26 protein-coding genes are annotated in these 24,675 nt (G+C 46.6%); 6 read left to right on the top strand and 20 right to left on the bottom strand.

Features of this window, described 5'->3' with window-relative positions:
* Genes PG062_RS00125 through PG062_RS00115 form a run of 3 tightly spaced genes read right to left on the bottom strand, consistent with a single transcriptional unit; the run spans window position 1 to window position 3,837 of the window.
* Complete coding sequence (locus tag PG062_RS00125; protein ID WP_270750469.1) at window positions 1-141, bottom strand: hypothetical protein; 141 nt, start codon at window positions 139-141, stop codon at window positions 1-3.
* Window positions 125-928 (bottom strand): hypothetical protein, encoded by an 804-nt coding sequence (locus tag PG062_RS00120; RefSeq protein ID WP_270750468.1) that lies wholly within the window; start codon window positions 926-928, stop codon window positions 125-127. Before PG062_RS00120 ends, PG062_RS00125 begins: the two co-directional genes overlap by 17 nt.
* Complete coding sequence (locus tag PG062_RS00115; RefSeq protein ID WP_270750467.1) at window positions 928-3,837, bottom strand: VirB4 family type IV secretion system protein; 2,910 nt, start codon at window positions 3,835-3,837, stop codon at window positions 928-930. The genes PG062_RS00120 and PG062_RS00115 overlap by 1 nt, the downstream gene beginning before the upstream one ends.
* A gap of 260 nt (window positions 3,838-4,097) precedes the next feature.
* Here PG062_RS00115 and PG062_RS00110 point away from each other — a divergent pair, with 260 nt between their 5' ends.
* On the top strand, window positions 4,098-4,400 hold the full coding sequence (locus tag PG062_RS00110) for a type II toxin-antitoxin system RelB/DinJ family antitoxin (RefSeq protein WP_270750465.1): 303 nt from the start codon (window positions 4,098-4,100) through the stop codon (window positions 4,398-4,400).
* Complete coding sequence (locus PG062_RS00105; protein ID WP_270750464.1) at window positions 4,397-4,708, top strand: type II toxin-antitoxin system RelE/ParE family toxin; 312 nt, start codon at window positions 4,397-4,399, stop codon at window positions 4,706-4,708. The genes PG062_RS00110 and PG062_RS00105 overlap by 4 nt, the downstream gene beginning before the upstream one ends.
* Before the next feature lie 52 nt (window positions 4,709-4,760).
* Here PG062_RS00105 and PG062_RS00100 read toward each other — a convergent pair whose 3' ends face one another.
* The 17 genes from PG062_RS00100 to PG062_RS00020 form a co-directional block, all read right to left on the bottom strand.
* Window positions 4,761-5,981 carry a M23 family metallopeptidase gene (locus PG062_RS00100; RefSeq protein ID WP_270750462.1) on the bottom strand — a complete coding sequence of 407 codons (1,221 nt, stop codon included), beginning with the start codon at window positions 5,979-5,981 and terminating at the stop codon, window positions 4,761-4,763.
* A complete protein-coding gene (locus PG062_RS00095) occupies window positions 5,982-7,136 on the bottom strand; it encodes a hypothetical protein (protein ID WP_270750461.1) in 1,155 nt (384 codons plus the stop codon).
* Between the two features lie 11 nt (window positions 7,137-7,147).
* Window positions 7,148-7,858, bottom strand: a complete 711-nt coding sequence (locus PG062_RS00090; protein WP_270750459.1) for a hypothetical protein — start codon at window positions 7,856-7,858, stop codon at window positions 7,148-7,150.
* 35 nt (window positions 7,859-7,893) lie between these two features.
* Window positions 7,894-8,280: a fimbrial protein gene (locus PG062_RS00085; RefSeq protein ID WP_408611374.1), complete on the bottom strand. Its 387-nt coding sequence runs from the start codon at window positions 8,278-8,280 to the stop codon at window positions 7,894-7,896.
* Window positions 8,281-8,405: 125 nt separating this feature from the next.
* A complete protein-coding gene (locus PG062_RS00080; protein WP_270750457.1) occupies window positions 8,406-8,915 on the bottom strand; it encodes a hypothetical protein in 510 nt (169 codons plus the stop codon).
* Window positions 8,916-9,230: 315 nt separating this feature from the next.
* Window positions 9,231-9,548: a hypothetical protein gene (locus tag PG062_RS00075; RefSeq protein ID WP_270750455.1), complete on the bottom strand. Its 318-nt coding sequence runs from the start codon at window positions 9,546-9,548 to the stop codon at window positions 9,231-9,233.
* Window positions 9,529-11,556: a hypothetical protein gene (locus tag PG062_RS00070; RefSeq protein ID WP_270750454.1), complete on the bottom strand. Its 2,028-nt coding sequence runs from the start codon at window positions 11,554-11,556 to the stop codon at window positions 9,529-9,531. Before PG062_RS00070 ends, PG062_RS00075 begins: the two co-directional genes overlap by 20 nt.
* A 195-nt stretch (window positions 11,557-11,751) precedes the next feature.
* Window positions 11,752-12,561 carry an NPCBM/NEW2 domain-containing protein gene (locus PG062_RS00065; protein WP_270750452.1) on the bottom strand — a complete coding sequence of 270 codons (810 nt, stop codon included), beginning with the start codon at window positions 12,559-12,561 and terminating at the stop codon, window positions 11,752-11,754.
* Window positions 12,562-12,754: 193 nt separating this feature from the next.
* On the bottom strand, window positions 12,755-13,042 hold the full coding sequence (locus tag PG062_RS00060; RefSeq protein ID WP_270750451.1) for a winged helix-turn-helix domain-containing protein: 288 nt from the start codon (window positions 13,040-13,042) through the stop codon (window positions 12,755-12,757).
* On the bottom strand, window positions 13,029-15,431 hold the full coding sequence (locus PG062_RS00055; protein WP_270750450.1) for a hypothetical protein: 2,403 nt from the start codon (window positions 15,429-15,431) through the stop codon (window positions 13,029-13,031). Before PG062_RS00055 ends, PG062_RS00060 begins: the two co-directional genes overlap by 14 nt.
* On the bottom strand, window positions 15,428-16,192 hold the full coding sequence (locus PG062_RS00050; protein ID WP_270750449.1) for an ATP-binding cassette domain-containing protein: 765 nt from the start codon (window positions 16,190-16,192) through the stop codon (window positions 15,428-15,430). Before PG062_RS00050 ends, PG062_RS00055 begins: the two co-directional genes overlap by 4 nt.
* Window positions 16,193-16,247: 55 nt before the next feature.
* Window positions 16,248-17,588, bottom strand: a complete 1,341-nt coding sequence (locus PG062_RS00045; protein WP_270750448.1) for a hypothetical protein — start codon at window positions 17,586-17,588, stop codon at window positions 16,248-16,250.
* A gap of 320 nt (window positions 17,589-17,908) precedes the next feature.
* Entirely contained in the window at window positions 17,909-18,490 is a 582-nt protein-coding gene (locus tag PG062_RS00040) for an RICIN domain-containing protein (protein ID WP_270750447.1), read from the bottom strand.
* Between the two features lie 178 nt (window positions 18,491-18,668).
* Window positions 18,669-19,010, bottom strand: coding sequence for a winged helix-turn-helix domain-containing protein (locus tag PG062_RS00035; protein WP_270750445.1), 342 nt, complete (start codon window positions 19,008-19,010; stop codon window positions 18,669-18,671).
* Window positions 19,011-19,622: 612 nt separating this feature from the next.
* Entirely contained in the window at window positions 19,623-20,489 is an 867-nt protein-coding gene (locus PG062_RS00030; protein ID WP_270750444.1) for a hypothetical protein, read from the bottom strand.
* A 241-nt stretch (window positions 20,490-20,730) separates the two neighbouring features.
* Window positions 20,731-22,077 carry a sensor histidine kinase gene (locus tag PG062_RS00025; protein WP_270750443.1) on the bottom strand — a complete coding sequence of 449 codons (1,347 nt, stop codon included), beginning with the start codon at window positions 22,075-22,077 and terminating at the stop codon, window positions 20,731-20,733.
* Window positions 22,053-22,772, bottom strand: coding sequence for a LytR/AlgR family response regulator transcription factor (locus tag PG062_RS00020; RefSeq protein ID WP_270750442.1), 720 nt, complete (start codon window positions 22,770-22,772; stop codon window positions 22,053-22,055). The genes PG062_RS00025 and PG062_RS00020 overlap by 25 nt, the downstream gene beginning before the upstream one ends.
* 191 nt (window positions 22,773-22,963) lie before the next feature.
* Between PG062_RS00020 and PG062_RS00015 the strand changes: the two genes are divergently transcribed.
* The 4 genes from PG062_RS00015 to PG062_RS15840 form a co-directional block, all read left to right on the top strand.
* Window positions 22,964-23,362 (top strand): helix-turn-helix domain-containing protein, encoded by a 399-nt coding sequence (locus PG062_RS00015; protein WP_270750440.1) that lies wholly within the window; start codon window positions 22,964-22,966, stop codon window positions 23,360-23,362.
* 115 nt (window positions 23,363-23,477) lie between these two features.
* Window positions 23,478-24,038 carry an accessory gene regulator B family protein gene (locus tag PG062_RS00010; RefSeq protein ID WP_270750439.1) on the top strand — a complete coding sequence of 187 codons (561 nt, stop codon included), beginning with the start codon at window positions 23,478-23,480 and terminating at the stop codon, window positions 24,036-24,038.
* 51 nt (window positions 24,039-24,089) lie between these two features.
* Window positions 24,090-24,251 carry a hypothetical protein gene (locus PG062_RS00005; protein WP_270750438.1) on the top strand — a complete coding sequence of 54 codons (162 nt, stop codon included), beginning with the start codon at window positions 24,090-24,092 and terminating at the stop codon, window positions 24,249-24,251.
* A 267-nt stretch (window positions 24,252-24,518) separates the two neighbouring features.
* The coding region (locus tag PG062_RS15840; RefSeq protein ID WP_408611387.1) for a helix-turn-helix domain-containing protein at window positions 24,519-24,675 on the top strand (157 nt) is incomplete at its 3' end.

The following is a 24,675-nucleotide window of genomic DNA, read 5'->3' as shown; positions in this document are numbered from 1 at the left end:
TTAATGGTGTGGTTTATGGTAGACTTCTTTGTGCAGCGCCACCGCATGGCGGCGCTCATGCCATAGGAACAGGTAGTGCAGAACCATTCCGCTGCCGACCAGCGGCAGCAGAGCTTTTGCCCAATCAGAGATTTTCTTCATCGTCATCCTCATTTCTGCCGCCGAGGACAATATCCCCGGACGGCACATAGACTTTCGGTGCAGGGGCGGTCTTTGCGGGCTCAACCGCGTGAGCAGGCTCTTTGCGCAGAAGATGGGTGATAATCAGCAGCACCGCGATAAAGAGCAGCGCGCACGCAATGCCCATAATCAGCAAGGCCGGAGTAATCCCACTTTCTGCCGCAGCAACAACCACAGGCACAGAAATCGGCGCGTACAGTAGTGTGTAATGCACGGTTCCAGCCTCGGTGCGGGTGACCGTTCCGGCGTAGTGCGCGGTTGCCATGTAGGTGCTGTCGGCCTGCAAAGTTTCGCCAATCGTAATGTCCTGCAAGGTCAGAGAGCCGGAGAAGCCATACTCATCGTCGTAGGCCACAGACTCTTTCACGTCATTGCGGGCGGTTTCGGCATCGGCGCTCCGCACGGACAATTCAAAATCCTGTGTGACCTCTTTTTCTTCGGTCACACCGCCCTCCACAGACTGTGTAACACCCCATAAGGTGTAATCGGAACCGCCCCACTGCATACCGCTTTCGGTCAAGTCGGCAACGACTGTGCCATACGGTACGCTGTACTGCTTGACGACAAGCAGCTGCCCGCCGTCCTCCTGCCATGAGATGCTGTCCGGGTAAAACTGCGGCGCGGGATCTTCCGGCGACAGTTCCACCAGTTCCGGGGCGGGGGTGGGTGTGGGCTCCTCGGCAAAGGCTGCGGTGCCGGTGCCCAGTGCCAGCAGGCAGCACAGGGCGACGATAACAGGTTTCTTCATTAGGATTCCTCCGTTTCGGTTTGATTTTGCATTTTACGTTCTACAATGCGGCGCAGCTCGTCCCGGTCTGTGGTGATCAGGTCCTTTTCTTCCTCGCTGCAACGCATATCGACGGTGACATTGTTGGAATTTGTGACGATCAACGCGCTGCCGCGCTCGAAGCGGGTGATGTTGTCGATCTCGGCATCGGTCAGCTTCAAGACGCTCTGCACGCGCTGTGCTTCCTCTTCCTCCAGGTTCAGAATGATTTTGATTTTGCAGTTGTTCAGGATGCCGCGGCCGTATTTTCCATCTTCCAAGGAAAAGAAGTCGTTCAGATCCTGCGTGGCAACCAGTACACCACCGCCGTAGCCGCGAATCGTCTTGACGGCCTCGAATACATAGTTGGCAGCCAGCGCATTGGACGATGCACCGATGATCTGCCAAACCTCATCTATAAAAATCTGTTTACGGCGGGTCAAATCTTCTTTCGCCTTATCCCACATATAGTCCAGCCCGATGTACATTCCCACGGTCAGCAGATCGCCGGACAGCTCGCTGATGTCGATGACGACATAGCTGTTGTCGAGGTTCACGTTTGTCTGGCGGTTGAAGCTGGAGGCCGAGCCGTGTACAAGGCGGTTTAGGATGTTGGCAATGCGCCGTGTTTCCGGGGTGGCCGATAAAACCGCGTGCAGGTCGCCCAAAATCGGCATTTCGCGGTACTGGCCGGGGTGTGCCGGGTCATCCAGACTGGCATTGTCGTAGGTGATGCCCTTATTGCGGTAGGTCGTAACGATGGCTTCATCCAACAGCTGGCGTTCCTCGTTGCTCAAATCGGGAATCAGCAGCGAGAAGAAAATGTGCAGCTTCTGGATTTTGGCGGCCAGTTCCGACTGCTCCGGCATAGGGCCGTCCAGCAGTTCGCTGCTTGTGTGGTCGATTTTGCGAATCTCCATGACGTTGATGCAATCCGGGCTGCCCGGCACGATGCGGATGATGGTGCCGTTCAACGCCTTGGCCTGCCGGTAAAACTCGTGACCCTTCAGCGGTGCAATGATGTAAACGGGTGTTCCTGCCAGCCGCATACGCCGGGCGATAAGCTGCATAGTGAATGTTTTGCCTGCGCCGGAGGTGCCGAGAATCGCCATATTCGCATTTTTATAGATGCGGGTATTGAAGTTGTCCAGGCTGACAAGGAAGTTATTGTACTTGTTCACGCCCAGCAGTACGCCGTTGGTATCGCACAACTCAAAGCTGACGAACGGATAAAAGCTGGCTGCGGTGGAGGTAAGAATATTGCGGCGGTATTTCTTGAACAGCGCCGTATCCGGGGCGCAAAGCGGCAGGGAAGAGAGAAAGGCTGCCTCCTGCCGGAAACTGCACAGCTGCAAATTCATATCCTGCGAGACCATGAGCTTGCGTATCTCCCCGATGCGCCACTCTAAATCTTTGACGCTGGCAGCCGTGACCGTTACGAGGATGGCGGCATAGTAGAAATCTTCGTTGTTGGCAAGGCCGTCTTTCAGGTAGTAGCCGGAACGGATGGCGTTGGAGAGGTCATCGAAATCCGAGTTTGTGTCGCTGGTGTCCTTGATTTTGCTGCGGTTGATGCGGATCTGCTGCCCGATTTTCTGCATCATGCGCTCTTTGGGCTGTCGTTCCAGAAACAGATCCACATCAATGCCATCGCCGGCGTTCACCAGCAGCGCCATCCATCCGGCTATGACCTGTGCGCGGTAGCCGTCGGCAGGAATCATCAGGTAGGCGTGATAGATACCGTCCATGTAGAGATATCTGCCGTGCTTCAGGTCCAGCGAGGGCGGAATCATAAAGGCGGCGGGTGGTATCTTGTCCAGCGCCGTGGCATCGTTTTGGGCAAGATAGCTGGCAAGCACGTCTTGTATGCGTTCCTGCAACGGCACCTGTACCGCCGTCCGCCTATTTAATAAGGTATAGAAAACATCGGTAATGAACTCGTCCTCGTTCTCATGTTCCACGATGGCATTGCCGCACTGCGCCAGATAGGTGCGGAAATTGCGGGCTGTGGTTTCGAGCGTGGAGACGATTTCGGCATAGGAGATGTTTCGCTCGTTCGTGGGCGCTTCATACTGGAAAATCACGAAGAAACGGCGGCTGACGGCATCGCGGGAGCCGAGCCGCTTTACAAAGCGGATATAGCTCATGTGGCGCTTGCGCACCGCCGCGTCCGGCTCGTTGGCGGCATCCCGCCGCAGCTTGTCCAGATAGGCATTGACGTCCGCCTTGCGGGAGAATGACTTGAATTGCAGCCGCACCGGACTGACTTTCAAAAGGCTGGCGAACGAGTAGATGACGCTGCGCTGCTCGCGCGGGGAGCGAAGCAGGAAGTTGATGGGCTCGATTTCCAGAATCTTGATATAGCGGTCATCTGTGGTGTGCAAGATGCCGTTCTCGATTTTCTCGATAGGCAGTAGGTCGTAGAGCGTCTGCCGCTTTACCAGCTTTCCGTGGCGGTCCGCCTTACGCTGCAAAACTTGTGCGTTGTGGGGCAGGGTATCCGAATCGTCGTAGTAGACAACACGATACCGTTTGCTGATGAGCCGCAGATGCCGGTGTCGGTTGGCTTCGAGATTGCCCTGTGGCGTGGGCGTGACGATGCGGCGGCGCTTCATAAAGCGGAACCAGTGCGCCACAAACTGTGTCAGGCTGTCACCGCCGATACCAACCACACCGAAAACACCCAACGGCACCGATACCGCAATAACGATCATCAGGCGGATGTTAAACGCCATCGGCAGATAAAACAGCGGTATCGCACTGCCTACGGCAAGCACAGCCGCCTCTACTGCATTGCGCAGCTTGACCGTGCCGCCGAGAATCGTGCCGGTGTCCACAAAATTCTGCGGAATAAGGTAAGCATCCCGCTCTTCGCGTGAAATTTCGACCACCTCCGATAAACGAAAAGAGCGCCCTCAAAAAAGGCGCTCTTGCGTTTCTGTTCAATTTTGACGATACTATTATAGCAGAGTCATATTGCAGCAAAAAAGACTTTTGCTGTGCGGATGTTGTGCCGATTTACTGCATTTCGGCAGATAAATTTTCAAATGTAGCTTTGTGGCATCAATGTGGCTACATGAATTGACAACCGGATGCTGTGAACGTATAATGGAGATAAGAAGAAAACTACGGCATGAAGGGAGTTTATTTTATGGAGAACATTGTTTCGGCGGCTAAAACGGATGTATTTCGCGTTCGTATCAACCCGGAAATTAAGCAGGAACTGGAATCTGTGTATGCAAAGAACGGTCTTACTCTGACCGATGCTATCAATGTGTTTTTCCAGCAGTCGCTGAACGCGGGCGGTTTTCCCTTTTCTGTGACCGAGGACAACGCGGAGATCATCAAGGCAAAGGCACTTTCCCGCCTGACAAAGCAGTTGCAGGAAGCGCAGGACGATCCGGTTTCTTACTCCGAGGATGAAGTGTATAAAATGTTCGGAGTAGAGAAATGAGGGTAAGCTATAAGAGAGCCGCGGTCAAAGACATGGAGGCGACCCGCGACTATATTGCCGGGCAGCTGAAGAACCCGAAAGCGGCCAAAAAGCTGATGACAGCGCTGCTGAAAGCAATATCCTTGCTGGCAGATAATCCTTATATGGGCGCGGCACTGGCAGAAAAGTTTGAAATCGCCACAGATGTGCGCTATTTCGTGGTGTCAAAGCAGCTGATTTTCTACCGTGTGGACGGGGAAAACGACACTGTAGAAATTCTCCGTGTGCTGGACGGCAGAACTGATTACTTGTCGGTATTGTTCGGATAAATAAAAATAAGAGGGCCGCTCCTGCGTATTGGCAGAAGCAGCCCCCTTTGTTTTAGTGCAGATACCCTTTTGGGTTGACGTAGACACCGTCGATAATGACGCAGATATGCAGATGATTTCCGGTTACATCGCCGGTAGCACCAACCTTGGCAATGGTGTCGTACTTGTTCACCGTATCGCCAACCTGCGCCAAAAGCTGGCTGCAATGGGCATAGAGCGTACAATACCCACCGCCATGATTGATGACCAGATAATTTCCGTAGCTGACATGATACCCCGCTTTGATGACTGTGCCAGCCTCCACCGCAAGAATCGGCGTGCCGTAGGGATAGGCAATGTCCAAACCATTGTGGTTGGTGGTATCCTTGCCGGGAATACCGACATCCTCGCGTTTGCCAAAGAAAGAAGTGATGTGCTGCTCCCAGTTTGGGTCATTGAACGGATTGCCGAACCCGCCGCTGGGGGCAGGAGAATTATCATCAATAAGAGAATCGTTGATCTGCCCCAGAATCGTAATGCCTTCACGTTCTTCTATTTCGTGGAGATAGACGGTCAGGTTATGCGCATAGGCATCGGCATAGCTTTTCTGCTTGTCATCAAGCTGCCAGACCGTGTCGGCAAAGTAGTCATCGCCTACATAAGAAAGCGTGAAAATGGTGTAGGTGTGATCTTCCTGTACAGTTATGGTCTGCCCGCGCACCTCTTTCTGCACCGGCTCGGTGCGGACTTCCTCGGAGATGGTGTAGGTATAATATTCTGTCCGGTGAGCCTGTATCTGTTCAGAAAGGTTGGACAGACTGATTTTGGTATAGTCATCCTCACCTTGATAGGCGCAGTACATGGAAATGAGCTGAAAGGCGTTGTAGGAGACATGACCGCCCACGGAATCATCAATGTCGCTGTAGGTGCGGCTTGCACGCTCGGATTCTATTTCGGCAAGGGTATCCTCGTAGGCTTCCTGCAAAATATCCGATACGGCATTGCGAAGCTGGATTACATTGGCTGCAATTTCCAAATCATCATTGACCGCAGTGCTGGGCTGTGTTAGCGTACCGAAAATCGCGCCGGGCAGCATGATCAGAACCAGAACCGGCAACAGCATGACTGCAATGGCAACGACCAATACTTCCTTGCGATACTGCACCGCAGCTTCGGCAGCAGCCCCGGCGGGGCCGCCCTGCACTCCTGCCTGTGCGATTTTGGCAAGTTTGGGCGCGTTACGAACTGCTGCTGAGGCCGCCTGCTGGGAATTTTGATTATCATTTTCAATCATTTAATGTCTCCGCGCCGGGGCTTTTGGCATAGTAGCAACCTTGCGCTCATCATACTGCATACGCCCGCGTTCGTCTTGAACGGTGGGCGTTTTTTCTACGCGGGTCGTGGCGTAGACCTTGTACCACTTTTCGCCGTCGCGGGAAGTCTGCTCGGTAAAATGCCCCTCCGGCTTTTCGTACTGGCGGGCATTGTACATGGCAAACTGAATCTGTCCGCGGCCGGGGACGATCTCGCGCCCCTGAATCTTGCCGCCGCCAATTTCCACATCTGTGACGCTGTTGCCCATCTGTCCCAGCAGCACGCGGTTCATAGCTGCCTGTTGGATAGAGGACGAAGTGGGAATGGTGGACTGTTCCGTAACGGCAGGACTACCGCCAGCACGCATGGCAATTTCACTGTCTCTTGTCGGGGAAACATCAACCGTGCTATCGCCCTCCAGCGCCAGCGGTGTGGCGGGGATAGGAGAGTCAATCACGGCATCGTTTTCAGCGGTTGCCATTGCAGTGGGGATATTTTCGCCGGTGGCAGGAATGGGCATGGCCTCCGCATCGCTGGTGCCTGCAAAATAACCATTGAGCGCTTCTACAGCGCTGTCGCCTGTAATACTGCCGCCGGTCTGCCCGGTGGCAATAGACCCGATGACCTTACTGGCAAACCCACCATCTTTGCCAAGGCTATTGTGGTACATGGCACTGCCCAAGGATGCTCCGATGCCGCCGGACTGCCCACTGATGGAACTTGCGGCGCTTTGCTGCACATGACGACTTACCATGCCGGAAAGCCCGCCTGCAAAGGTATTGCTGGGGGCGGTTTTCGTATTAGTAGTGGTAGCAGCAGCTTTTGCAGCGCCCAGCCCCATAAAGGCTTTGCCGATTTCAAAACCACGAAAAGCCAGCAACGCTTCGGACAGCATTGAGCCGGGCGAACGCGAAACGCCGATGCCCAATGAATGCAGAATACCGTCCAGTTTGGTGCTGACTTTTAGAAAAGCGATAGCGCACAGCAGCCACAGGAACAGATTGCCGGATACGGCATCCTTGCCCTGTGCGCCCACGGCCGCAGCAGCCTCATCCTCGGTCAAGGCAAGAGCGGCGGGGCAGTACAGGAGGGCAAAGCTAATAGCGGTGAATAGGGTAAACAGAGTTTTTTTCATGCAAAAATCTCCTATAAGGACAGTGGATTGGCGAGAAACTCACCGACCATGTTGACGAACAGCTTTAGGCACCATGCGTTCATAATCAGCAGCAGAAGCTGTCCGCCGAACATCCGGCACCAGCTTTTGAAAATATTGTTTGTGCCGCGAGCCGCGCCCATGGCAAAGGCAAGTGGCGCGGTGAAAACCAGAACCCCCAGCACAACATATCGCTCGGCAGCTTCCAAAAGCAGCTTTAAGTAGTTCCATGCAAGAACCATAACAAGGATCAGGGCAATCAAGGCCACAGAACCGTTGGCAATTACGCCAATAATGACAAGCAGCACGGAATTGAAGTCTCCGAACTGCACGCCGGGCAAGTTGCTATCCAGAATCCAGTTGTAGGGTGTGCCGCCAATCTGCAAGGCGAGGTTGACGATGTCATCGCAGTACCAAATCAGCAACAGGAAAATTACAGAGCGCACCACCAGATTGATGGGATTCTCGGTATCAATGTCAAACCCGGCACCGTAGCAGCGGTAAAGCTGCCACACAAGGTTCAGCAGCACCAGCCCGATAGCCGTCCAGATGAAAATCTCATACATGGCCGAGGCAGCAGGAAAGTATCTCTTGAACGTGTCCATATTACAGTCCAGCGCACCGAGTACCGATGTGGATGCCAGATCCAGCAGATTCATCACCTGCGTTGCCAACCAATCCACAATGCCGTCTAAAATGCCCAAAGGCGTTCACCTCCTTGTTGCAATTCCGCGCAGGCTTACGGATTCCAAGTGCCGCCCTGGAAGAACGGGGTGACGTAGGCCATAATGAAGCCAAGACCGTTCAGAATCGCCCAAGTGATGGCAATGCGCTTGAGCCACGCGCGGGAGTCATCCACGGTCTTGCCGTTCTTGGAAAAGTTCATCAGCAGCAGGGCAACGGCGGCACAGACAACAGCTGTGACGGTGGAGATGGAGATGATTTGCGAGTAGACATCCTGCATGATCTCGCTGGCTTTCGTCCAGACGGTGGTGCCGGTTGTGGCTGCGGCATTATTTCCGTTAGTTGCGAAAGCAGGCATCGCGGTCAGTGCGCTGCACATGGCAGCGCAAAGGGCTGCTTTTATGCGCTTATGAGAGCAAGAACGTGTGTTTTTCTTAGTCATTGAAACCTCCTGTGTGCAAAAATGCTTTAAGAATCGCCAAAAGTAGGCCATTACCATGATATCAAATTGGCTGTGCAGGAAAAAAGGGTTTGGCTATGCGGATTTATTGCGGATGTTGTGCAGGGTCAATCAGGAGTCAGCAGATTGGTGATTTTCTCGCAATCCTGGGAAGTGTAGCCCCACAAAATCGAACTGAGAACTTCGATGGCTTCATCCCGGTGGACATAGTAGGTGCGCAGAGAAATAGAGATTCCCTTGGTTTCAAGCGACTGCAAAATTGCACCCGCATTCTCGCACTGCTGCGGGGAGAGGTAGGCGTAGTACAAAATCCAGTAATAAAACTCGCCTTTCTTGTGCTTGCGCCGCATCAGGTCAATCGCGGTGTCGATGATCTGCATCATCCTCTTGCTGCGCTCCAAGGCACGGGCATAGTTTTCCAGCCGGTTGCCGCCCTTGTTGACTTCGTTATCCACAAACAGGGCGTCCGTGGACAGTCCATACTCGGCCTTGAATTCCTCCTGCAAATCGAGATCGGATACTTCCAAATTCCACATGACATCCCGGTACTTCCTCAAAAGCGTCCGTGTGTCGTGGTAATGCGGGGATATGTTGGATTTCTGTCTTTTGAATGGCATAAAAATACTCCCTGTTTTAGTTTTGTCGAAAGAATTCTTTCAATTACTAAACAGAGAGAAATTAACGATTTTGATGCACTTTCAGAAAAAATGTGTGTTTTTACAATATAAACTTTGTAATGATATACTTTTAAGACGGCGTGGCCATTAAAGCTATATTTCTGCCAACAACTGTGTGATGCAATTTTATTTATTAAAAAGCGGAAGTTCTTGTAATAGCAGACGGAAAGTCAAATGATAAATGTTTATTACAAGTAAAAGACTCGCAACAGCGGGATATTTTAACGTCCTCGATTGGTACGAGTCTTTTTATACTTACTTGTCTTCAGAAAGCTCAGAAGAGTACTTATTTATCGCAGTTCGATAAAGATTTACCTTTTCATCCTCGAAACTTACCCTATGCAATCTAATATCTTCAAATTTCTGATAGATATTTTTGTAAATAATTTGGTGTGCTGCATTATGAACAGATTCGGTGCTGTAGGGATCCATTTCAAAGGATTCTTCAGAAATTGCTATTTTCAAAAGGGTAAGCAAATCGTCCTTGCTAATCTGATCGATTGGATTTTTGCTTGCTGCACTCCCATCCAAAGAATAGAATACCCTTCCATTATCAACCATTAAGTATTTCATAAGAATTCCTCCGATCCATATAGGCTGCTTCACCAGCCTCAAGGCAATCCAACAAAACAGATTTTCGTGATATATGATTGCCTTTTAAATCAACCAAGTCCTCGCTTGAGGGATAACCCGAATACAAGTGATATTCAAGTTTTCCATCACTTAAGACCTCTTTGCAGGCATAAACGATGTAATCTGGGTGAACAGAAACACCAATTGTATTATTGTGCGTTGCAATAATTACCGGAATAGTTTTTGATATGTCTTTAAGCAGGCTATCTACTCCATCTCTAAGGAATATGTTGTCAAACGAAGACTCTGGTTCATCAAGAATCAAAATGCTGTTTTTCACTCCATCTGACAGTTCTTGAAGCAAATTATACTCGGAACGTTCTCCACCGGACGCAGGACTTCCATACTGGTTAAATACTTCATAGGTAATGTTAACGAAGTACTTATAATACTCCGATGCAGGAATATCCTTCCCTTTCAAAACTTGTAGGAATTTGTACGGATCATTGTACTCCTTAAATGCATCGGAGAAGACGGTCTTGCTTCGACTAACTTTCTGCATCGCCAGTGCACCCGAAAACGGACTACTTTGGGCAACTACTCTGTAAGAATACAAATTCTGCGCTTGAATAACACGAGGCTTCTTTATCATTTTCACCACATCATGGAAGACCTGTACCTTGTGCTGATTCATGAGGATTTGGTACAAGTCTATATCTGGCACAGCGGTTGTAGAAGAGCGGACACTTAGTTCTTTCTTTACCGATGTGATAAGACTATTTACATATTCTTTGTGCAACGAATCTGTCTTTTCTTGAATATATTGCTCTCTTAATGCAATCGCTAAACGCAGAAGCGAACGCCTACCAACATACTTTTCAACCAACTCCTTGTATTCAATTGAGCCCAGTAAAGTCTCTACGGCTTCAATCATTTCGACAAGGGAGGATAAATTTTTGATGCTAAAATTTGATTCTTGATAGAGATTTGCCTTTGAGAAGATGTCTTGCCGCTGTGCATCTTCTCCGGCCTTCTTCAGCGTCTCTAAATATTCGTCTATTTCCTTCGCATCTTGCTCAAGATTGACGGATTGCACATCATCAACAACCGCTTTGAACGGCCCCAAATAGCTTTCTGTTACAGAATTTCCCCTATTTTTTAATGCTGCCTCGAATTTTCGCTGAGATTGCTCATCATCCGTCGATAACAACGAAAATTGTTTGATATATTTTCCGCCGGGAAATTGCGCATTGATTTGATCGAGCGTGTAGGTCTTGCCAGACGAACGCTTTCCTAAAAGTACAGTTAATCCAGTTGAGATTTGCAAACCATTGTCGAGAATTTGGAATAGAGAGTTTCCATCTTCCGGCTTCAGTGATACTTTCGCCTTATCGGTTAATGCATATTTAAGTGACATCATATTAACGTCATCTATATCGATATAGGTTTGCCTTCCTAAAGGAAACTGAGCTTTTTCTTCAACTCTCCAATCACTAAATAGTACAGGAACTAATTTTTCGCTTCTGGACTGCATATAGATGAATTTCTTTGCGCTGCATGCCTCCCCACACTTAATATATGGGCTGATTTGAGGAACCCTCTCGAGCGGGAATTTTGGCTCCTTCTCGTAATGAGGAATCAGGATATATTTTCCAAGATCATTAAATATTTCCATAAATTGTGCTTCGGAAATATATGAATCTTCACTTGTTCCGTTAAGGCGATAAACTTTCGCGCATTTTTCTGTGAAATCATCTATGTCAGATGGATCGGTAATGACAATCAGGTGGCCGCCTTCTATATCTACTTCGATGCCAGGAAAGACTTTAAGGGGTAGGGCATTCGTGATATCGCTGAATTGCTGGGCATCAAATAGATTGTGATTTGTTATCGCAATCAAATCTACTTTTTCCTGTATGACATAGCCTTTTAGCTTTTCTATCGAAAACGCAAATGGTTTGTCCCTTTTGGTGGAAACTGTATGGATATGAAGATCCATCTTTTTCATGTTTAACATCTCCAATCTTTTCCGTGCTGGTTTGGGACGATCTTCTGCTAATAATTAGGTATCCAATCAATCTTTAGTGTAATTATAGCAACTCTATTCCTTTATTGCCAATATTTGCGGCCACTTTAGTTTTAGCTCGTTTATTAAACGAGCTAAAACAGAATACTATTTCCGTATTATTGAAAAATCGAATAGTTACTGCAACACAGACAGTGAGGTGTCGCAAATATAAGCATAACTGCTATAATAGGAATTTGTACGGATGACCTTTATCATTAAAACATTGCCGCCATTTACACTGACACTAATTGGGCGAACATGTTCATCTCGTACAACATCGTCAACTCGCCCAACAAGGACATCATCGAGGTAGATTTCCACGCTCATATTTGCATCGCGATTTGTATCTTCCGATGTAACAATATTTGCCGAGAAGGTATCATATTGTCCGTCCAACTTGAACTTGGCCCATGCGGTGTCAGACGCGTCAAAACGATACGATACACTGTGAGTGGTTCCATACAAATCTTTAACAGAGGGAACTTGCTCACAATGAACACTGTCCAGGCATTCCAAATTATCTAGGCGCTTAGAAATATCCCTTTTTAATCCGCCTTGCTCGATTACGCTATTGATTTCGTCTGAGGAATATGTATTTAATAGTGTTCCCTTAAGTATTTGAATTTGATTTTTCAAGTCGTCATTTTCGTTTTGCAGACTTTGGACTTGTCCCTGCAACGTTGATTGATTTGCCTGATACTGACTGTTCTCGTCAAGAACCTTTCTGTATGCGGAGATTAGCTCATCAGTTGAGTCTGTTAAATCAGTGCCGGCGGATACATAGCTGCCGGTTTCCCCTAAAATTTGAATGACATTTCCATTTACTGTTTGGGAGATGTTCTGCACATTATAAAGTTGAAAAGCGCTTCCTCCTGCTACAATAGCGGAAATGGCGGTAACTACTGCACAAATAATTTTGGTGCGGTTTTTCTCTTTCGTAATCATTTTACACTTTTCCTTTCTAGTTGAGCAGGTAAATCGTTCTAATTGTGTATTTTCCAGAAGCTCTTGTAGTCTAAACACGAGAGCTTCCTTTAAGGAAGCAAGGGAGATCCAATTCTAAAATAATCTCTAATATAGATGATATACTTTATGTGACTTTCAAAATGTATTTCACCCATTTGTCAGGCATCGCACATTATCCAGAAAGCGCATACCCCCGTCCCATTACGGTTTTCAAATCATCCGGGCCTAGATCCAGTTTCTTTCGCAGCTTTGCGATATGTACATCGACCGTCCGTGTCTGAATTGGTACTGTGATATTCCATGCAGATGCCAACAGAAAATTTCGGGAGCAGATGTGCCCAGAATGGTCGAGCAGCGTAATGAATAGTTGATATTCTGTGGTTGTCAGGTGAATGCGGCAACCTTGCCTTTGAACGGAGTAATCATTTTCATCGATGGACAGACTTTTATAATACTTCATCTGGAACACCTATCATATCATAGTCATCAATAAGGGCCTGACCAATAGCCCATGCGAGGAAGAATGCGGCACATACCAGAAAAATCGGAATCCACATTGCATTATAGCTTTCGCCGTCAGCGGTATACCCTTGGTTTTGCCAAAGGGCCGCAGCATGGAATAGTGGATAGAACCCCAGCCACTCAATCCCGTTTCTCATTCCGGAGAGGCTAAGCAACGCAGGCAGACAATACGAAACAGCGCTGATAAAAAGTGCGGGCAGCAGATTTCCTAATTTCTGTCCCAGCCATAAGGTAATTCGGCTCATGCACAGGCAGGCGGCAAAGCGACAAATCAGCCAAAAGAGCAGCAAATCCGATAAAGTTATAAACTTCGGGACAGCCTGCAAGTCGGAAATACTCATTGCCGGTCCCAGCAAAGAGGGAAGGCCATAGTCGCGCAGAACCTGCCATAGATGAGGCAAAACCGTTCCAAATGCTATTACTGACGCAACCGCTGTGCTTTGCCGCAGTTTTGCTTTCACAGTGTATTTCCGGCCCAAAGGAGTGGATGCCAGAATTTCATCCATGCCGCCCTTGCGCTCCATTGCAAATAGTTCGCTGAAGCATAGGGCACATAGCAATCCTGCTAAAAGTGTATCTTGTACATCACTTGTACCGGTAAAGCCGAACAGCTTCTTGTATCCGGTCTCATAAACAAGCCACGCACCGGGATTCTCCTTGAGGTAGTAACTAATGTTGGATTGAAGAACACGCTGATAGGCAGAATATTTTTGCTGTAAAGAATTGTAGGCCAGTAGTGCTTCGCTGCTCAATTCGCCACGGTTGACGCGTTTCTGTGCTTCCAACATGGGAGCAAACTCGTTACGCTGCTCTTTCAGCCAGTCGCGGCTTTCTTCGCTCCACGGCCCGGAAATATGTTTCATATAATAGGCATAGTAGATTTCGTCCGCGTCTATGTAGCTTTCTGCCGTTACGCCTTGATAGATGCCGAATGCCAGAAATGCAGCTAAGAATACCGCTGCACCATTCATCAGTAACAGCTTTCTGCCTTCTTCACGAGTGACAGACGTTGCGTGTGTTTTATGGCGGAAGGGAAGCGCCAGACTACGTTTGGCAGCTGGCAGCAGCTGTGCCTTTGCAAAAACCGTACAAAATGCCACCGACAAGATGCTGCCTAAAGCAGCGGCAGTTACCCACTCTACCATTGGGAGACTGATGGGGCTGCCGAACCAGAACAGATTTCGATAATTCCCCAGCAACTCATTGATTTGCAGCAGACTTACCATATTGGCATACTTTATGACATTCAAATGGCTCGTGGCAGGAATCGCGGCACGGATACCGTACATCGCTAAAGGAAGCGCCAACGCACCGATCCATCCGGCCGCAGCGCGTTTGGCGATAAGGGCGGCCAGCATGACCCACAGCCCCATCACAAACGCACCGGCCCATTTTGCAAGCAAAAACCGAAGCAGATATTGCCCAACTGTGATCTGCATTGTGCAGCGCATCAATGCAGGAACACTTTGAATCGTGCGATTCATAGGCCCCAAGCTGAACGATGCCGAGCAATATGCGAGATTGACCCCATACAGTACCATTAGAACGACCAATAAGCTGGCAGCAAATGCCGCCAGCTTTGCAATGGCCGTTTTCAGTCGCCCACCGGGAAGACTACGAATCAAACTCAACAAGCCACTGTCGCGCTCTTGGCGCACAAGAATCAACGCAAGCAAGAGCATAGATGCCAACAGGATAAGGTCGGTGAACGCATAGCTGATGGCTGTGTACAGACCTTTTTGCGGGTAATAGTCTATGGGTGTCTCCGTTAGTCCGGCATAAACCTGTGCGGTCAATTCGATGTTTTTCAAATCGTACCCGGTACGGTCATTTTGAAAAATCGAGATGCCGGACAGTTGGGATGCCTTGGTCTGAACGCTATCCAGAAAGTCGCTGTAGGCCGCCACGGTGTCATATTCGCTTTGCAACTGACTGAACAGGCGGTACTCTGTGTTCAAGTTATCCGTAAATAGAGTATAGGTCTTATCTGTGTACTCTTGTTCATAGGCATCGAACATAGCGGCATTGTCCTGCCGATACTGAGTGAGTCCATAGCCGCCGTAAGCCTGTTCCCGATAATACTGCCCGATTTTCACAAGGCTTTCTATCTCAGTGTATTTGTCGTGAAGATAGGTCCCTTTTTCTTCCATGGTTTTATCGGAAAGCTCGGCACCTACTGCACGATAGGCTGATGCAGGAGGCTGTTTGGCTGTGGGGCGGGTACCCATCCACAGCAGTAGGAGATTGGCAGCCGCCAGTATAGCCAGCAGGGCAGGGAACACTCTGCCGCCCCAAACTTTGCGGAGTTCAGCAAAAAACAGGCTCATTTACCGTCTCCCTCACCAAACACGTTCAGGTATACATCTTCCAGCCCTTGACCGGGAGCATATTTTTTAATAAGTTCCGGCACGGGCGCGGCATCCACAATCTTGCCAGCACGCAACAGGATAACTTTGGTTGCCACCGTTTCTACATCCGAAACGACATGCGTTGCCACAAGGATGATTCGATCCTTAGCCATATCTGCCAGTAGTTCGCGTAGCCGAACGCGCTCTTTAGGGTCAAGACCTGCCGTTGGTTCGTCTAAAATCAACAACTTCGGATCCCCAAGCAGGGCGGATGCCAACAGCAGGCGCTGCTTCATGCCGCCGGAATAAGCAGAAAGACGCTTGTCCAACTCGGCGGTCAAATTTACGGCGGCTGCTACGCGATCTACCTCGGCTGCAACAGCTTTTCGAGGAATTTCTTTCAGGGCAGCCATGTAGGCAAGAAAGCGTCGCCCGGTATAGCTGTCGTACAGTCCCTGCTGCTGCGGCATATAGCCAAGAATGCGGCGGAAGCCTATACCCATTGCTGGCTTGCCGCACCAGAGAACCTCTCCGGAATCTGGGGCAAGACTACCAGTTATGATATGGATTAAGGTGGATTTTCCCGCACCATTGGGGCCGAGGAGACCGTAAAGACCCGAATTAAGTTCAATCGAAATTCCAGCTAACGCTTTCTTGTTGATTGAGCGGCTTTTAGGATGGGATAGTTTTGTGGGCGTGAAGAATGTCTTCCTTAGATCGCTGATTTTTAACGAAACCATACAGCTCCTTGGTATTACAAATCATTAAAAACGGAAATAATGGTACATGAGTTTTTTACAAAGCGTCATTGATAGGGGTATAAGCCGAGACACCATTCCAATAATCGCTTTTTTGAATAAGAGCATATTGAGGGATAGAAGCCATTAAGCTACTGGGTACACCGGTGTTGTCAACAACGGTAATTTCTTTCTCTTCTACCCCATTACGGACAAGAAAAGCATCGCTTGTTTCAGCTAAAATATAGACATTTTTTTCATCGCCGTCAACAGTATACTGAAGGGTATTAGTGACGCAGTCACCAGTTGACAGGTCAATATTATATTGTATATGTGAAATGTTTGATGTGTCCCGAGTGTCAGAAGTCTCAATGATGGCATGATTATCAAAGAAACCAGATAAGTTTGTCGAATCAGTGTTGTATATAACTATATTGGAAGCAATGCATTTTTCCACGCCGGTATCTAAATCTATGCTGAATAGAGAAAATAGATCTTCATGATCATAGCGAAGACTATATACATATTTGCTATTTACAAGTTCGGTTCGCGTCTCATCATTATAGTTATAAGAGTATATGGGGGCGCTTTTCTGCTTTGTAATGACATCGAGAGTATAGTAGCTTCTATTAGTATCGGTGACCTCCTCTATAACGAGATTGTTAGCGTAAGCACCAAAAATGCGCTCTCCATATTGGTCAGTTGTATAGATAACACTGGATTCACCGTTGCTAAGGTCGAGACAACGTACTTCCCAATGACTTGAACTCGTGTTTGAATCAACCACTTGGATACTTACATATAATTTTTCGCCATCCGAGGCAGCTGTACCATAAAATTCTTCATTACTCTGCAATCGATATAGTACTTTTCTATTTGCACCATTTGCATCGAATTGGTAAATCGTTCCATAATTTTGCTCATCAGAAATGGAACCAGCATTGTCCGCATATCCAGTTGTAACAAGATAAATTTTGGAGCCATCAGCAGATGTGAAGGGATAAGCGCTTCCTAAAAAAGAAAACCAACTGGTGCATGTATCGCTATTATGTGTGCAATCTGGATCAGCACATAAATATGTACGAATATCAGTAGCATAGTCGGTGTAAAGAATATTGAGAGAGTTATTCTGAGCACTCATTATTTCATAATAACCAAATGACGTTCCTGCTCCATTACGGAAAATTCCTCCATATGGATCTGTGATTAGGGACAAATTACCCCCCTGTTGCGATTCGGCAGCTGGAAGAGTCTCGCTTTCAGAAATGGGGGAGGAAGTAACAGAATCATCTTTTGGTGAAACGCTATTTTGTGAGGAAGAACAAGCACCAAGTGATAATGCCAGTGCTAGCAATAAAATGGTGACAGTGATTTTTGATGCCTTATTAAATGTATTCATGAGAGTGGAATGTCCTTTCTACAGCAATTTGTTCTCCTTTGTTTTGATGAGAAATATAGAGGATGAGCAATTTAATCATAGTAGATGGGCGAAATAAGTGAAATGCAATGGGAAAAAGCCATACCAAAAGATCAATCCCAAAATCATTTCAAAAAACGATTTGCAGCAGGGCAAAAAAGTTCGGCTTCTGCTAGCGGAGGTAGTTGATAATTTGATATGGCATCGCTTTAGGGTGGCTTCTATTTACGATATTATAGAAGCACTATTGCTTTTCGAACGGAAATAAGAATGCTTTTACCATAAATAGAAGTTGTGATAGATTAGCGATTAGTAAAAATGCGCCACAACTGTTTGGTCTCCCCAGTGGAGGACTGCCAGTTTACGTTGCTACCATTAGTAAATCCGGTAGGTGTTAAGCACAACGCGTATGCAGGAAGGACAATACCAAAGCGACTACTACCCTCATCAACACATTTAATTGTGCAGTCATCAGCACTGTTGTTTGCAAAGGGGAACAAATCACAGTTATTGTTTACGCGATAGATGTTTAGGGCATATTGGGTATTGGCGTAATTGCGGATGTAGCAGAGGTTTTTGGTGGTGTCAATAGCACGCAAATCCCAACGTTGGGTGTCGGAATTGGTGTTTGACCACATGGTGACGTTTGTATGGTCGGTCGGCTGAGACTCACAGGCTGCATTCAAGTTGGGCATTGAATTTTCGCAGTTGTAAATCCAAACACGCGCGCTGTAAGGAGGTGATGCCGCGAACGTGGGCAGCGCCATTGCCACCATCATTGCGAGAGCGAGCAGGAACATGGGGATGCGTTTCTTCATCGTTGACATTTGATAAGCCAATCTAATGGATTTAATAGAGTTGATGTTCGGACGATATTTCAGCATCTGCGCGCCGATGCCTAATACGGAGTAGGAAACGATTGTAACTTGTGCGTTATCTTGGCATCAAAATAGCACAGTTTTCTACAAAAGTCCACTAAACCTGCGTATACGCAAAAAAATGTGCATGAATGCAAAAATCCCCTTGTGCGAGTTGTCCTGCACAGAGGATTAAAGGCCATTGTCAGCGATCAGAATAAAGTGACTCTCCTAATGAACGACTTGTTCCACAGCTTTTTTGCATAGAAAGCGTATACCCTCGTCCCATTACGGTCTTCAAATCATCCGGGCCTAAATCCAACTTCTCCCGCAGTTTTGCGATATGCACATCGACCGTCCTCGTCTGGATCGGCACTGTGATATGCCATGCAGATGCTAGTAGAAAGTTTCGGGAGCAGATGTACCCGGAATGGTCAAGCAGCGTAAGGAATAGTTGGTATTCTATGGCTGTCAGATGAATGCAGCGGCCTTGCTTTTGAACGGAGAAATCACTTTCATTGATGGACAGATTTTTATAATACTTCATCCGGAACACCTATCGTTAATAGAATAACTTGGTGGCCAAGAAATTTCGGGAGCAACAAGGATAAATAGTTTGGCCTCTGCAGACGATGGGAAAGCGATTGTAACTGATTCTGGCCATGTGGGAGTGCCTAAATAGCAAGGTATGCCATTGATCGTGAATGATTCGACAGCCTCGCCAAAGATTTCTCCATAATACAAATATAGTGGTTGGGTTGTTCGATAATCATCAGCAGATGGAAAGAGCGTCATTGTAAGGTATACCGGTAACTGTTCATCGCGCCCAGCATCTGGATTAGGCCACGGTTTGTGTGGACCTTCCGATTTTACAATTGTGTACCAAACCAAATTAGATATGGAGGTCCTCTTTAGGATATGGCAAAATATATTACCAACCTTATCACAGGTGAATGCAATTACATATTGGTGATAGTTATACTGGTAGATAATGTCACCTTGCGATATGTTCGACAATGCGCGATCAGGTGTGCAATGCATCTCATATGCCACAAACATGCGATAGGCGATACAGATAGCTACCAGTATGAATAAGAATATAATTGCATTCTTCACAATCTTTTTTGTTATGCGCATGAAAATTGATAACGTCTTTTAGTTAGTAGGGAATGCCATACAGCCGAACGGAAAGCGGCCATTGATTGGCAACATTACTAATCGAAATTCCTGCACCACTAGCGGATATACTGCCGGTAACATTATAACTTTGATATGTATGGATATAGGTGAAATACAACTCAGTAGTGTTTCCGTTTCCAGTTAAACTGCTTTTTGACATATTGAGATTAAAAAAGACATTTTTGATATATTTAAAAGCCTCTTTCTCAGTGAAATACCAAGCAATCGCTTCGTTAGAGGTCCCACCAGCAAGAGTTACCGTTGCAGAAGAATTGTCACCATATTCACCTCGAGCGGTAGTCTCACCGGTGCTAATATTTCCACCCCAATGAAAACCAGCTACATCTGCACCACTGGAAGGACAGGCTGACGGATCTGATCCAGTGCCACTCCAATTGCCCATTGCGGAAAAAAATGCCGTTAGGGAATTGCCAGATGTAGAATAGGAACCATCCATGCGAATCGTCAACTTACCTCTAGTGTTGGACACTTCTCTTGTTAGGGATGGAGCACCTTCGTCAAAGTTTTCTTTCCCGATGGCATTAACTTCATCTTCAGATAGTAAGCGACTGTCAGTAATAAACAAATTACCCTGAGAGTCATACTTGTAATGCTCTTCATAATAAACGGTTACAGAGGCACCGCTCAAATGAGTCGTTCCGTCTCGAGCCATAAGTGTGGTGCCGTTTTCAATTTCAATGTAAGCCTGCGGGAAAGCTTCAGATTCCGCACTTATCTGCATCGGAGTATATGATTGGGTGTCGTCCGCAAATGTAGGCAACGCTACGGCTGTTACCATTGCAAGGGAGAGCAGGATCGCAGAAATACGTTTTCTCAGTATTGACATTTAATAAGCCTCCAATCTAATGGATTTAATAGGGTTGATGTTCGGACGATATTTCAGCATCTGCGCGCCGATGCCTAATACGGAGTAGGAAACGATTGTAACTTGTGCGTTATCTTGGCATCAAAATAGCACAGTTTTCTACAAAAGTCCACTAAACCTGCGTATACGCAAAAAAATGTGCATGAATGCAAAAATCCTCTGTGCGAGTTGTTCTGCACAGAGGATTAAAAAGCAATATTGGTTATGAGAGAATTGATGTGTTCGCAGATGGTTCAGCTATATCAGGCCAGTCTGCGCTAAAAATAAATCGTCCGTCATCATAAGTGAAAAGGTACTCGGCATGATACTTTTCTAAAATGTCTTTAACGTTTCCAATGCCGAAGCCATGAAGCAAAGGGTCTTGTTTGGTTGTAGGAATGTGGCCATCGTTGATCTGAACGATATTACTGGGATTGATAATTAAAATAGAAAGCATATTCTCGCTGTAAAGGATCTGAATACTGACCCAGCGGTTTGGATCGGACAAGCCTGCACAAGCTTCCATGGCATTATCAATCAAATTGCCCAGCACAATAGTCACATCTACACGAGGAAGCCTCAGCGCGGAAAGATCATTGACACGAAACCGCATATCAATGCCTTGCTTCTTCCCAATATATCCCTTTTGGTTTAGAACCGCATCAATAGCAGCATTATGGCTGTTGACAAGCAAAATCCGCTCACTTTGGCGCACATTCAACTCGGAAAGGAATTCCTTGGCATCGTCAACACGTTCACTTTCCAACAATTCAGATAAAGTCGAAAGGTTGGCTCGGAAGTCGTGCGTCATTTTTCTTTGCCCTGCATACGCCTGACTCAAAGCCTGAATGTTTTCGTCCTGAACGTGGGCGCGTTCGTTGGCAGCAATCAGCTTCTCGCGATTTTCCGCGTTTTCTTCAAGATAGTCCAATAAAATCAATGCAGCAATATCAACAAGATCGAGAATCAATAAACAAATCTGCCATACACGTTGCTCTTCCGGGTAGGTATATACCTGCCTGAGCACAAGCAGTGTGCAAACAGGGAAGACAGCCGATAAGGGAACCCAAGTGCTTGCACGAGTCCTTGCGTGTAGAGGATGATGATATTTTTTAATAATCAGTGCAACAAATATGGAAATAAACCCGCGAACGAAGAATAGCACGGAGTATAGAGGAACATTCCATATATATTCTTCGTAGTCCAAATTTCCAGCATATAGGCAAAAGGACTCAAACCAGTGACTGTAGGAGAATAAAACAGAATAAACAGTTACGACAATAAAGAAGCGTCGATCCCAACGGCTTTGATATAGAAAAACACATAACACATATATTAGCGCAATCTCTTGTAACATTTTGAATGTATATCCGAGTTTTGTGCCAATGAGGATAGAGAGAGATGTAAAAATCAGGCAAAATAGTAAAATATATGACCAACGCTTTTTTCTATTATCGTTGTGAGGGAAAAAAGCATCAAATACAAGAATATCTACGGCTATCGCAAAAACATTGCCCCAAAGGCTAAGTATATTACCCCAGACTACTACCATAGTTGCTGCGCCTGCCATCTTACAAATTTTTGCTTATTGTCGCGATAACTACGAGCCCCCACAGGAAGTGTTTGACCGATTGTGAGAACGGCACTTGTACTTTGAAAAGACTGCAAATACGCCATATTTACAAGATAACTTTTGTGGATACGTAAAAACCCATGAGGAACAAGCAAATCCTCAAGCTGTGCCATAGTTAATCGGGTAATTAGCTGCTCACGGCATCCGCCTACCAAATGGAGATACTGCTCGCGTCCCTGACTTTCTATCCATGCAAGAGATTGGACCGGGATAGGCACACTCTCACCCTCACAGAGAATCTCTACTTTTCGCTGACGGGTGCGGCACATTGCCAGTGCATCTTCAAAATATGTAGGCAGCTTCTTTTCCAACTCGGATTTGGCAAGATAGCGAAAGGCATCCACTTCATACCCTTCAGGGGCATATTCGCTGAAATTTGTCACGAAAATCAATACAGCTTCCGGATTCATCTTGCGCATCTTTCTTGCAAGATCAATCCCGCTTTCTTTACCGAGGTCGATATCGAGAAATAGAATATCATATTGTGCGATAGTGTTAGCACTCATTTCAGCAATATCAGTTAAGCAACTCAATTTCATGGATTTGCTGGAATAGGCCGGCAATGATAGGATCCTTTTGAACATTGACTGCGCGAATGTAGGATCATCGTCACAAATAAGAATCTTGACCATACTCTCTCCTATATAGGCTCGACTGCCAATCCTTTGTTTGGGGTATGTTTTCAAAATAACGAATCCTCCGGGTTTTGTCAATAGATTTCTTTTTATATACCACGTTTGTGGAATTCAATCAAGCAGATTCCATAATTAAAACGGCGCCGAATTGTAAAATATTTATATTGTGCAAGGAGGGTAAAACGCTTATGTTGTATGATTTCGGGCCACGCCTGTTAAAACTGCGAAAAGACAAAAATCTTACGCAGCAGATGGTGGTTGAACGTGCAAAAGGGTTTGATCCGAACCTGCGACTTTCAGATTCAGTGCTGGGGAAATACGAAAGTGATCTTGCCGTTCCGCGATTGACGGAGGCAGCTGCACTGGCAGACGTTCTAAATGTTTCGTTGGATTATTTGACAAGCGGTGAGAAATGTAATGCCCTATCGCTTAAGGAATTAAGCCCAGAGCAGGTGCAATTGCTTATGGACTTGACCGCGTACATTCGAACCAAGAAAAGAAGATCTCAAGGACACAAAAATGTTCCGAAACCAACAACCGAGGAAACGGAATTGATAACTCGGCTGATTGCTGAGATTTTGTACTGAGTGCTTCTCCATCTTTCAAATTTTGCGTTTATGTCATATTTTTTGCGTTTGTGACATTTTTGTGGCGGGAATCATTTTCTGCTGATAAAATGAGCAGCGTAAGGAGTTGACGTAAATGGAAGCATTGGCGGCAGGGATAGCGGCTTTTTGTTTACAAAAGCACTATATCGAACCAAATCAGATTGCTTGGCTGCAATATGGTTTGATGCGCCGCCTAATGGGAATGGTTACATTTCTTCTTCTGCTTCCAGTAGGTGCATTTTTTGACGGATGGGGGAGCACTTTCCTTTTTCTGCTAGTCTTCCGCCTCATTCGTATGCGGACAGGTGGATACCATGCTAAAACGCCGACAGGATGCCTTTTGGGTTCAACATTTACAATGATCGTATCACTAGAGTTTGCAAAGCGATTGCATCCTGTATCGAATCTGATTTGTCTCACTGTTGCTTCTGTCTTAATTTTAAGATTAGCACCAGCAAATAATGCTGCCCTTCATTTGAGCGAGGATGAACTTGTTGCAGTATGCAAAGAAGTGAAATTAAGATTAGCAATCGCTATGCTTTCGGCGTGCTTATTGCTATTTTTTAGAGAACCGATAGCATATAGAGTGACTTCTGCGATTTTGGCTGTTGCGGTCACGCTATTGATTTCTAAGCTCGGCTTTGGAATGCAATAATGCATTCTATTGATAAAAATTTTAAATATAAGGACGAAAGGGGTAATAATTATGGCATCAAAAGAAACCTTTACACAGCATCTTGCCCATGAAGTGGTACAGGCAGTTGTTCATCGTGAACGCTATGGCTGGCCGCCGGATTCGCAGTGGGGTATGTTTCAGCCTACTCGTCCGGAAGAAACTGAAAAGGCTGCCGTGAAAGAAGACAGGTAAAAGCATTCACATAATCTGTATGCCAAGTGGTTAGGTATTCGCTTTTGATGAACGGTTTGTCGGCCACAAGAATCTTTTGCGAAAATATTCTGCTGTAAATGGAGTGTTTGACGAGAATCTGTATCAAGAACAGCGTTTATTGTCTGCACACTGTATTGTGATTTTTGATGTGAAGCAGGAAAATGAAAAGTCTCCACAGCCGTGAGTGAACTGCACCCCATTTGTTAGACAGTATGATATACTATCTAACAAGTGGGGTGTTTTGCTATGCCAAAAGGAGTACCAAACAAGCGATATACGCCAGAATTCAAAAAACTGGTGATTGAAACCATGCAGAAAGAGAAATTGAGTTACAGCGAAACCTGTCGTAGATTTGGGGTAAACAGCAGAGATCGGATCAAATCATGGGAGCGAATCTATCTGG

The sequence above is a fragment of the Gemmiger qucibialis genome (genome assembly GCF_027689445.1).
Lineage (GTDB): Bacteria > Bacillota > Clostridia > Oscillospirales > Ruminococcaceae > Gemmiger > Gemmiger qucibialis.
Note: the sequence above shows the minus strand (reverse complement) of the source record. Positions and strands in the feature narration are given on the sequence as shown.

Excerpts from the sequence above, each read along its gene's own strand:
- PG062_RS00110 (WP_270750465.1), top strand. The coding sequence starts at position 4,098 with ATGGAGAACATTGTTTCGGCGGCTAAAACGGATGTATTTCGCGTTCGT.
- PG062_RS00080 (WP_270750457.1), bottom strand. The coding sequence starts at position 8,915 with ATGCCATTCAAAAGACAGAAATCCAACATATCCCCGCATTACCACGAC.
- PG062_RS00030 (WP_270750444.1), bottom strand. The coding sequence starts at position 20,489 with ATGTCAATACTGAGAAAACGTATTTCTGCGATCCTGCTCTCCCTTGCA.
- PG062_RS00095 (WP_270750461.1), bottom strand. The coding sequence starts at position 7,136 with ATGAAAAAAACTCTGTTTACCCTATTCACCGCTATTAGCTTTGCCCTC.
- PG062_RS00055 (WP_270750450.1), bottom strand. The coding sequence starts at position 15,431 with ATGAGCCTGTTTTTTGCTGAACTCCGCAAAGTTTGGGGCGGCAGAGTG.
- PG062_RS00070 (WP_270750454.1), bottom strand. The coding sequence starts at position 11,556 with ATGAAAAAGATGGATCTTCATATCCATACAGTTTCCACCAAAAGGGAC.
- PG062_RS00060 (WP_270750451.1), bottom strand. The coding sequence starts at position 13,042 with ATGAAGTATTATAAAAGTCTGTCCATCGATGAAAATGATTACTCCGTT.
- PG062_RS00085 (WP_408611374.1), bottom strand. The coding sequence starts at position 8,280 with ATGACTAAGAAAAACACACGTTCTTGCTCTCATAAGCGCATAAAAGCA.
- PG062_RS00040 (WP_270750447.1), bottom strand. The coding sequence starts at position 18,490 with ATGCTGAAATATCGTCCGAACATCAACTCTATTAAATCCATTAGATTG.
- PG062_RS00105 (WP_270750464.1), top strand. The coding sequence starts at position 4,397 with ATGAGGGTAAGCTATAAGAGAGCCGCGGTCAAAGACATGGAGGCGACC.
- PG062_RS00120 (WP_270750468.1), bottom strand. The coding sequence starts at position 928 with ATGAAGAAACCTGTTATCGTCGCCCTGTGCTGCCTGCTGGCACTGGGC.
- PG062_RS00075 (WP_270750455.1), bottom strand. The coding sequence starts at position 9,548 with ATGAAATACTTAATGGTTGATAATGGAAGGGTATTCTATTCTTTGGAT.
- PG062_RS00005 (WP_270750438.1), top strand. The coding sequence starts at position 24,090 with ATGGCATCAAAAGAAACCTTTACACAGCATCTTGCCCATGAAGTGGTA.
- PG062_RS00025 (WP_270750443.1), bottom strand. The coding sequence starts at position 22,077 with ATGGCAGGCGCAGCAACTATGGTAGTAGTCTGGGGTAATATACTTAGC.
- PG062_RS00010 (WP_270750439.1), top strand. The coding sequence starts at position 23,478 with ATGGAAGCATTGGCGGCAGGGATAGCGGCTTTTTGTTTACAAAAGCAC.
- PG062_RS00035 (WP_270750445.1), bottom strand. The coding sequence starts at position 19,010 with ATGAAGTATTATAAAAATCTGTCCATCAATGAAAGTGATTTCTCCGTT.
- PG062_RS00100 (WP_270750462.1), bottom strand. The coding sequence starts at position 5,981 with ATGATTGAAAATGATAATCAAAATTCCCAGCAGGCGGCCTCAGCAGCA.
- PG062_RS00015 (WP_270750440.1), top strand. The coding sequence starts at position 22,964 with ATGTTGTATGATTTCGGGCCACGCCTGTTAAAACTGCGAAAAGACAAA.
- PG062_RS00045 (WP_270750448.1), bottom strand. The coding sequence starts at position 17,588 with ATGAATACATTTAATAAGGCATCAAAAATCACTGTCACCATTTTATTG.
- PG062_RS00050 (WP_270750449.1), bottom strand. The coding sequence starts at position 16,192 with ATGGTTTCGTTAAAAATCAGCGATCTAAGGAAGACATTCTTCACGCCC.
- PG062_RS00065 (WP_270750452.1), bottom strand. The coding sequence starts at position 12,561 with ATGATTACGAAAGAGAAAAACCGCACCAAAATTATTTGTGCAGTAGTT.
- PG062_RS00125 (WP_270750469.1), bottom strand. The coding sequence starts at position 141 with ATGAAGAAAATCTCTGATTGGGCAAAAGCTCTGCTGCCGCTGGTCGGC.
- PG062_RS00020 (WP_270750442.1), bottom strand. The coding sequence starts at position 22,772 with ATGGTCAAGATTCTTATTTGTGACGATGATCCTACATTCGCGCAGTCA.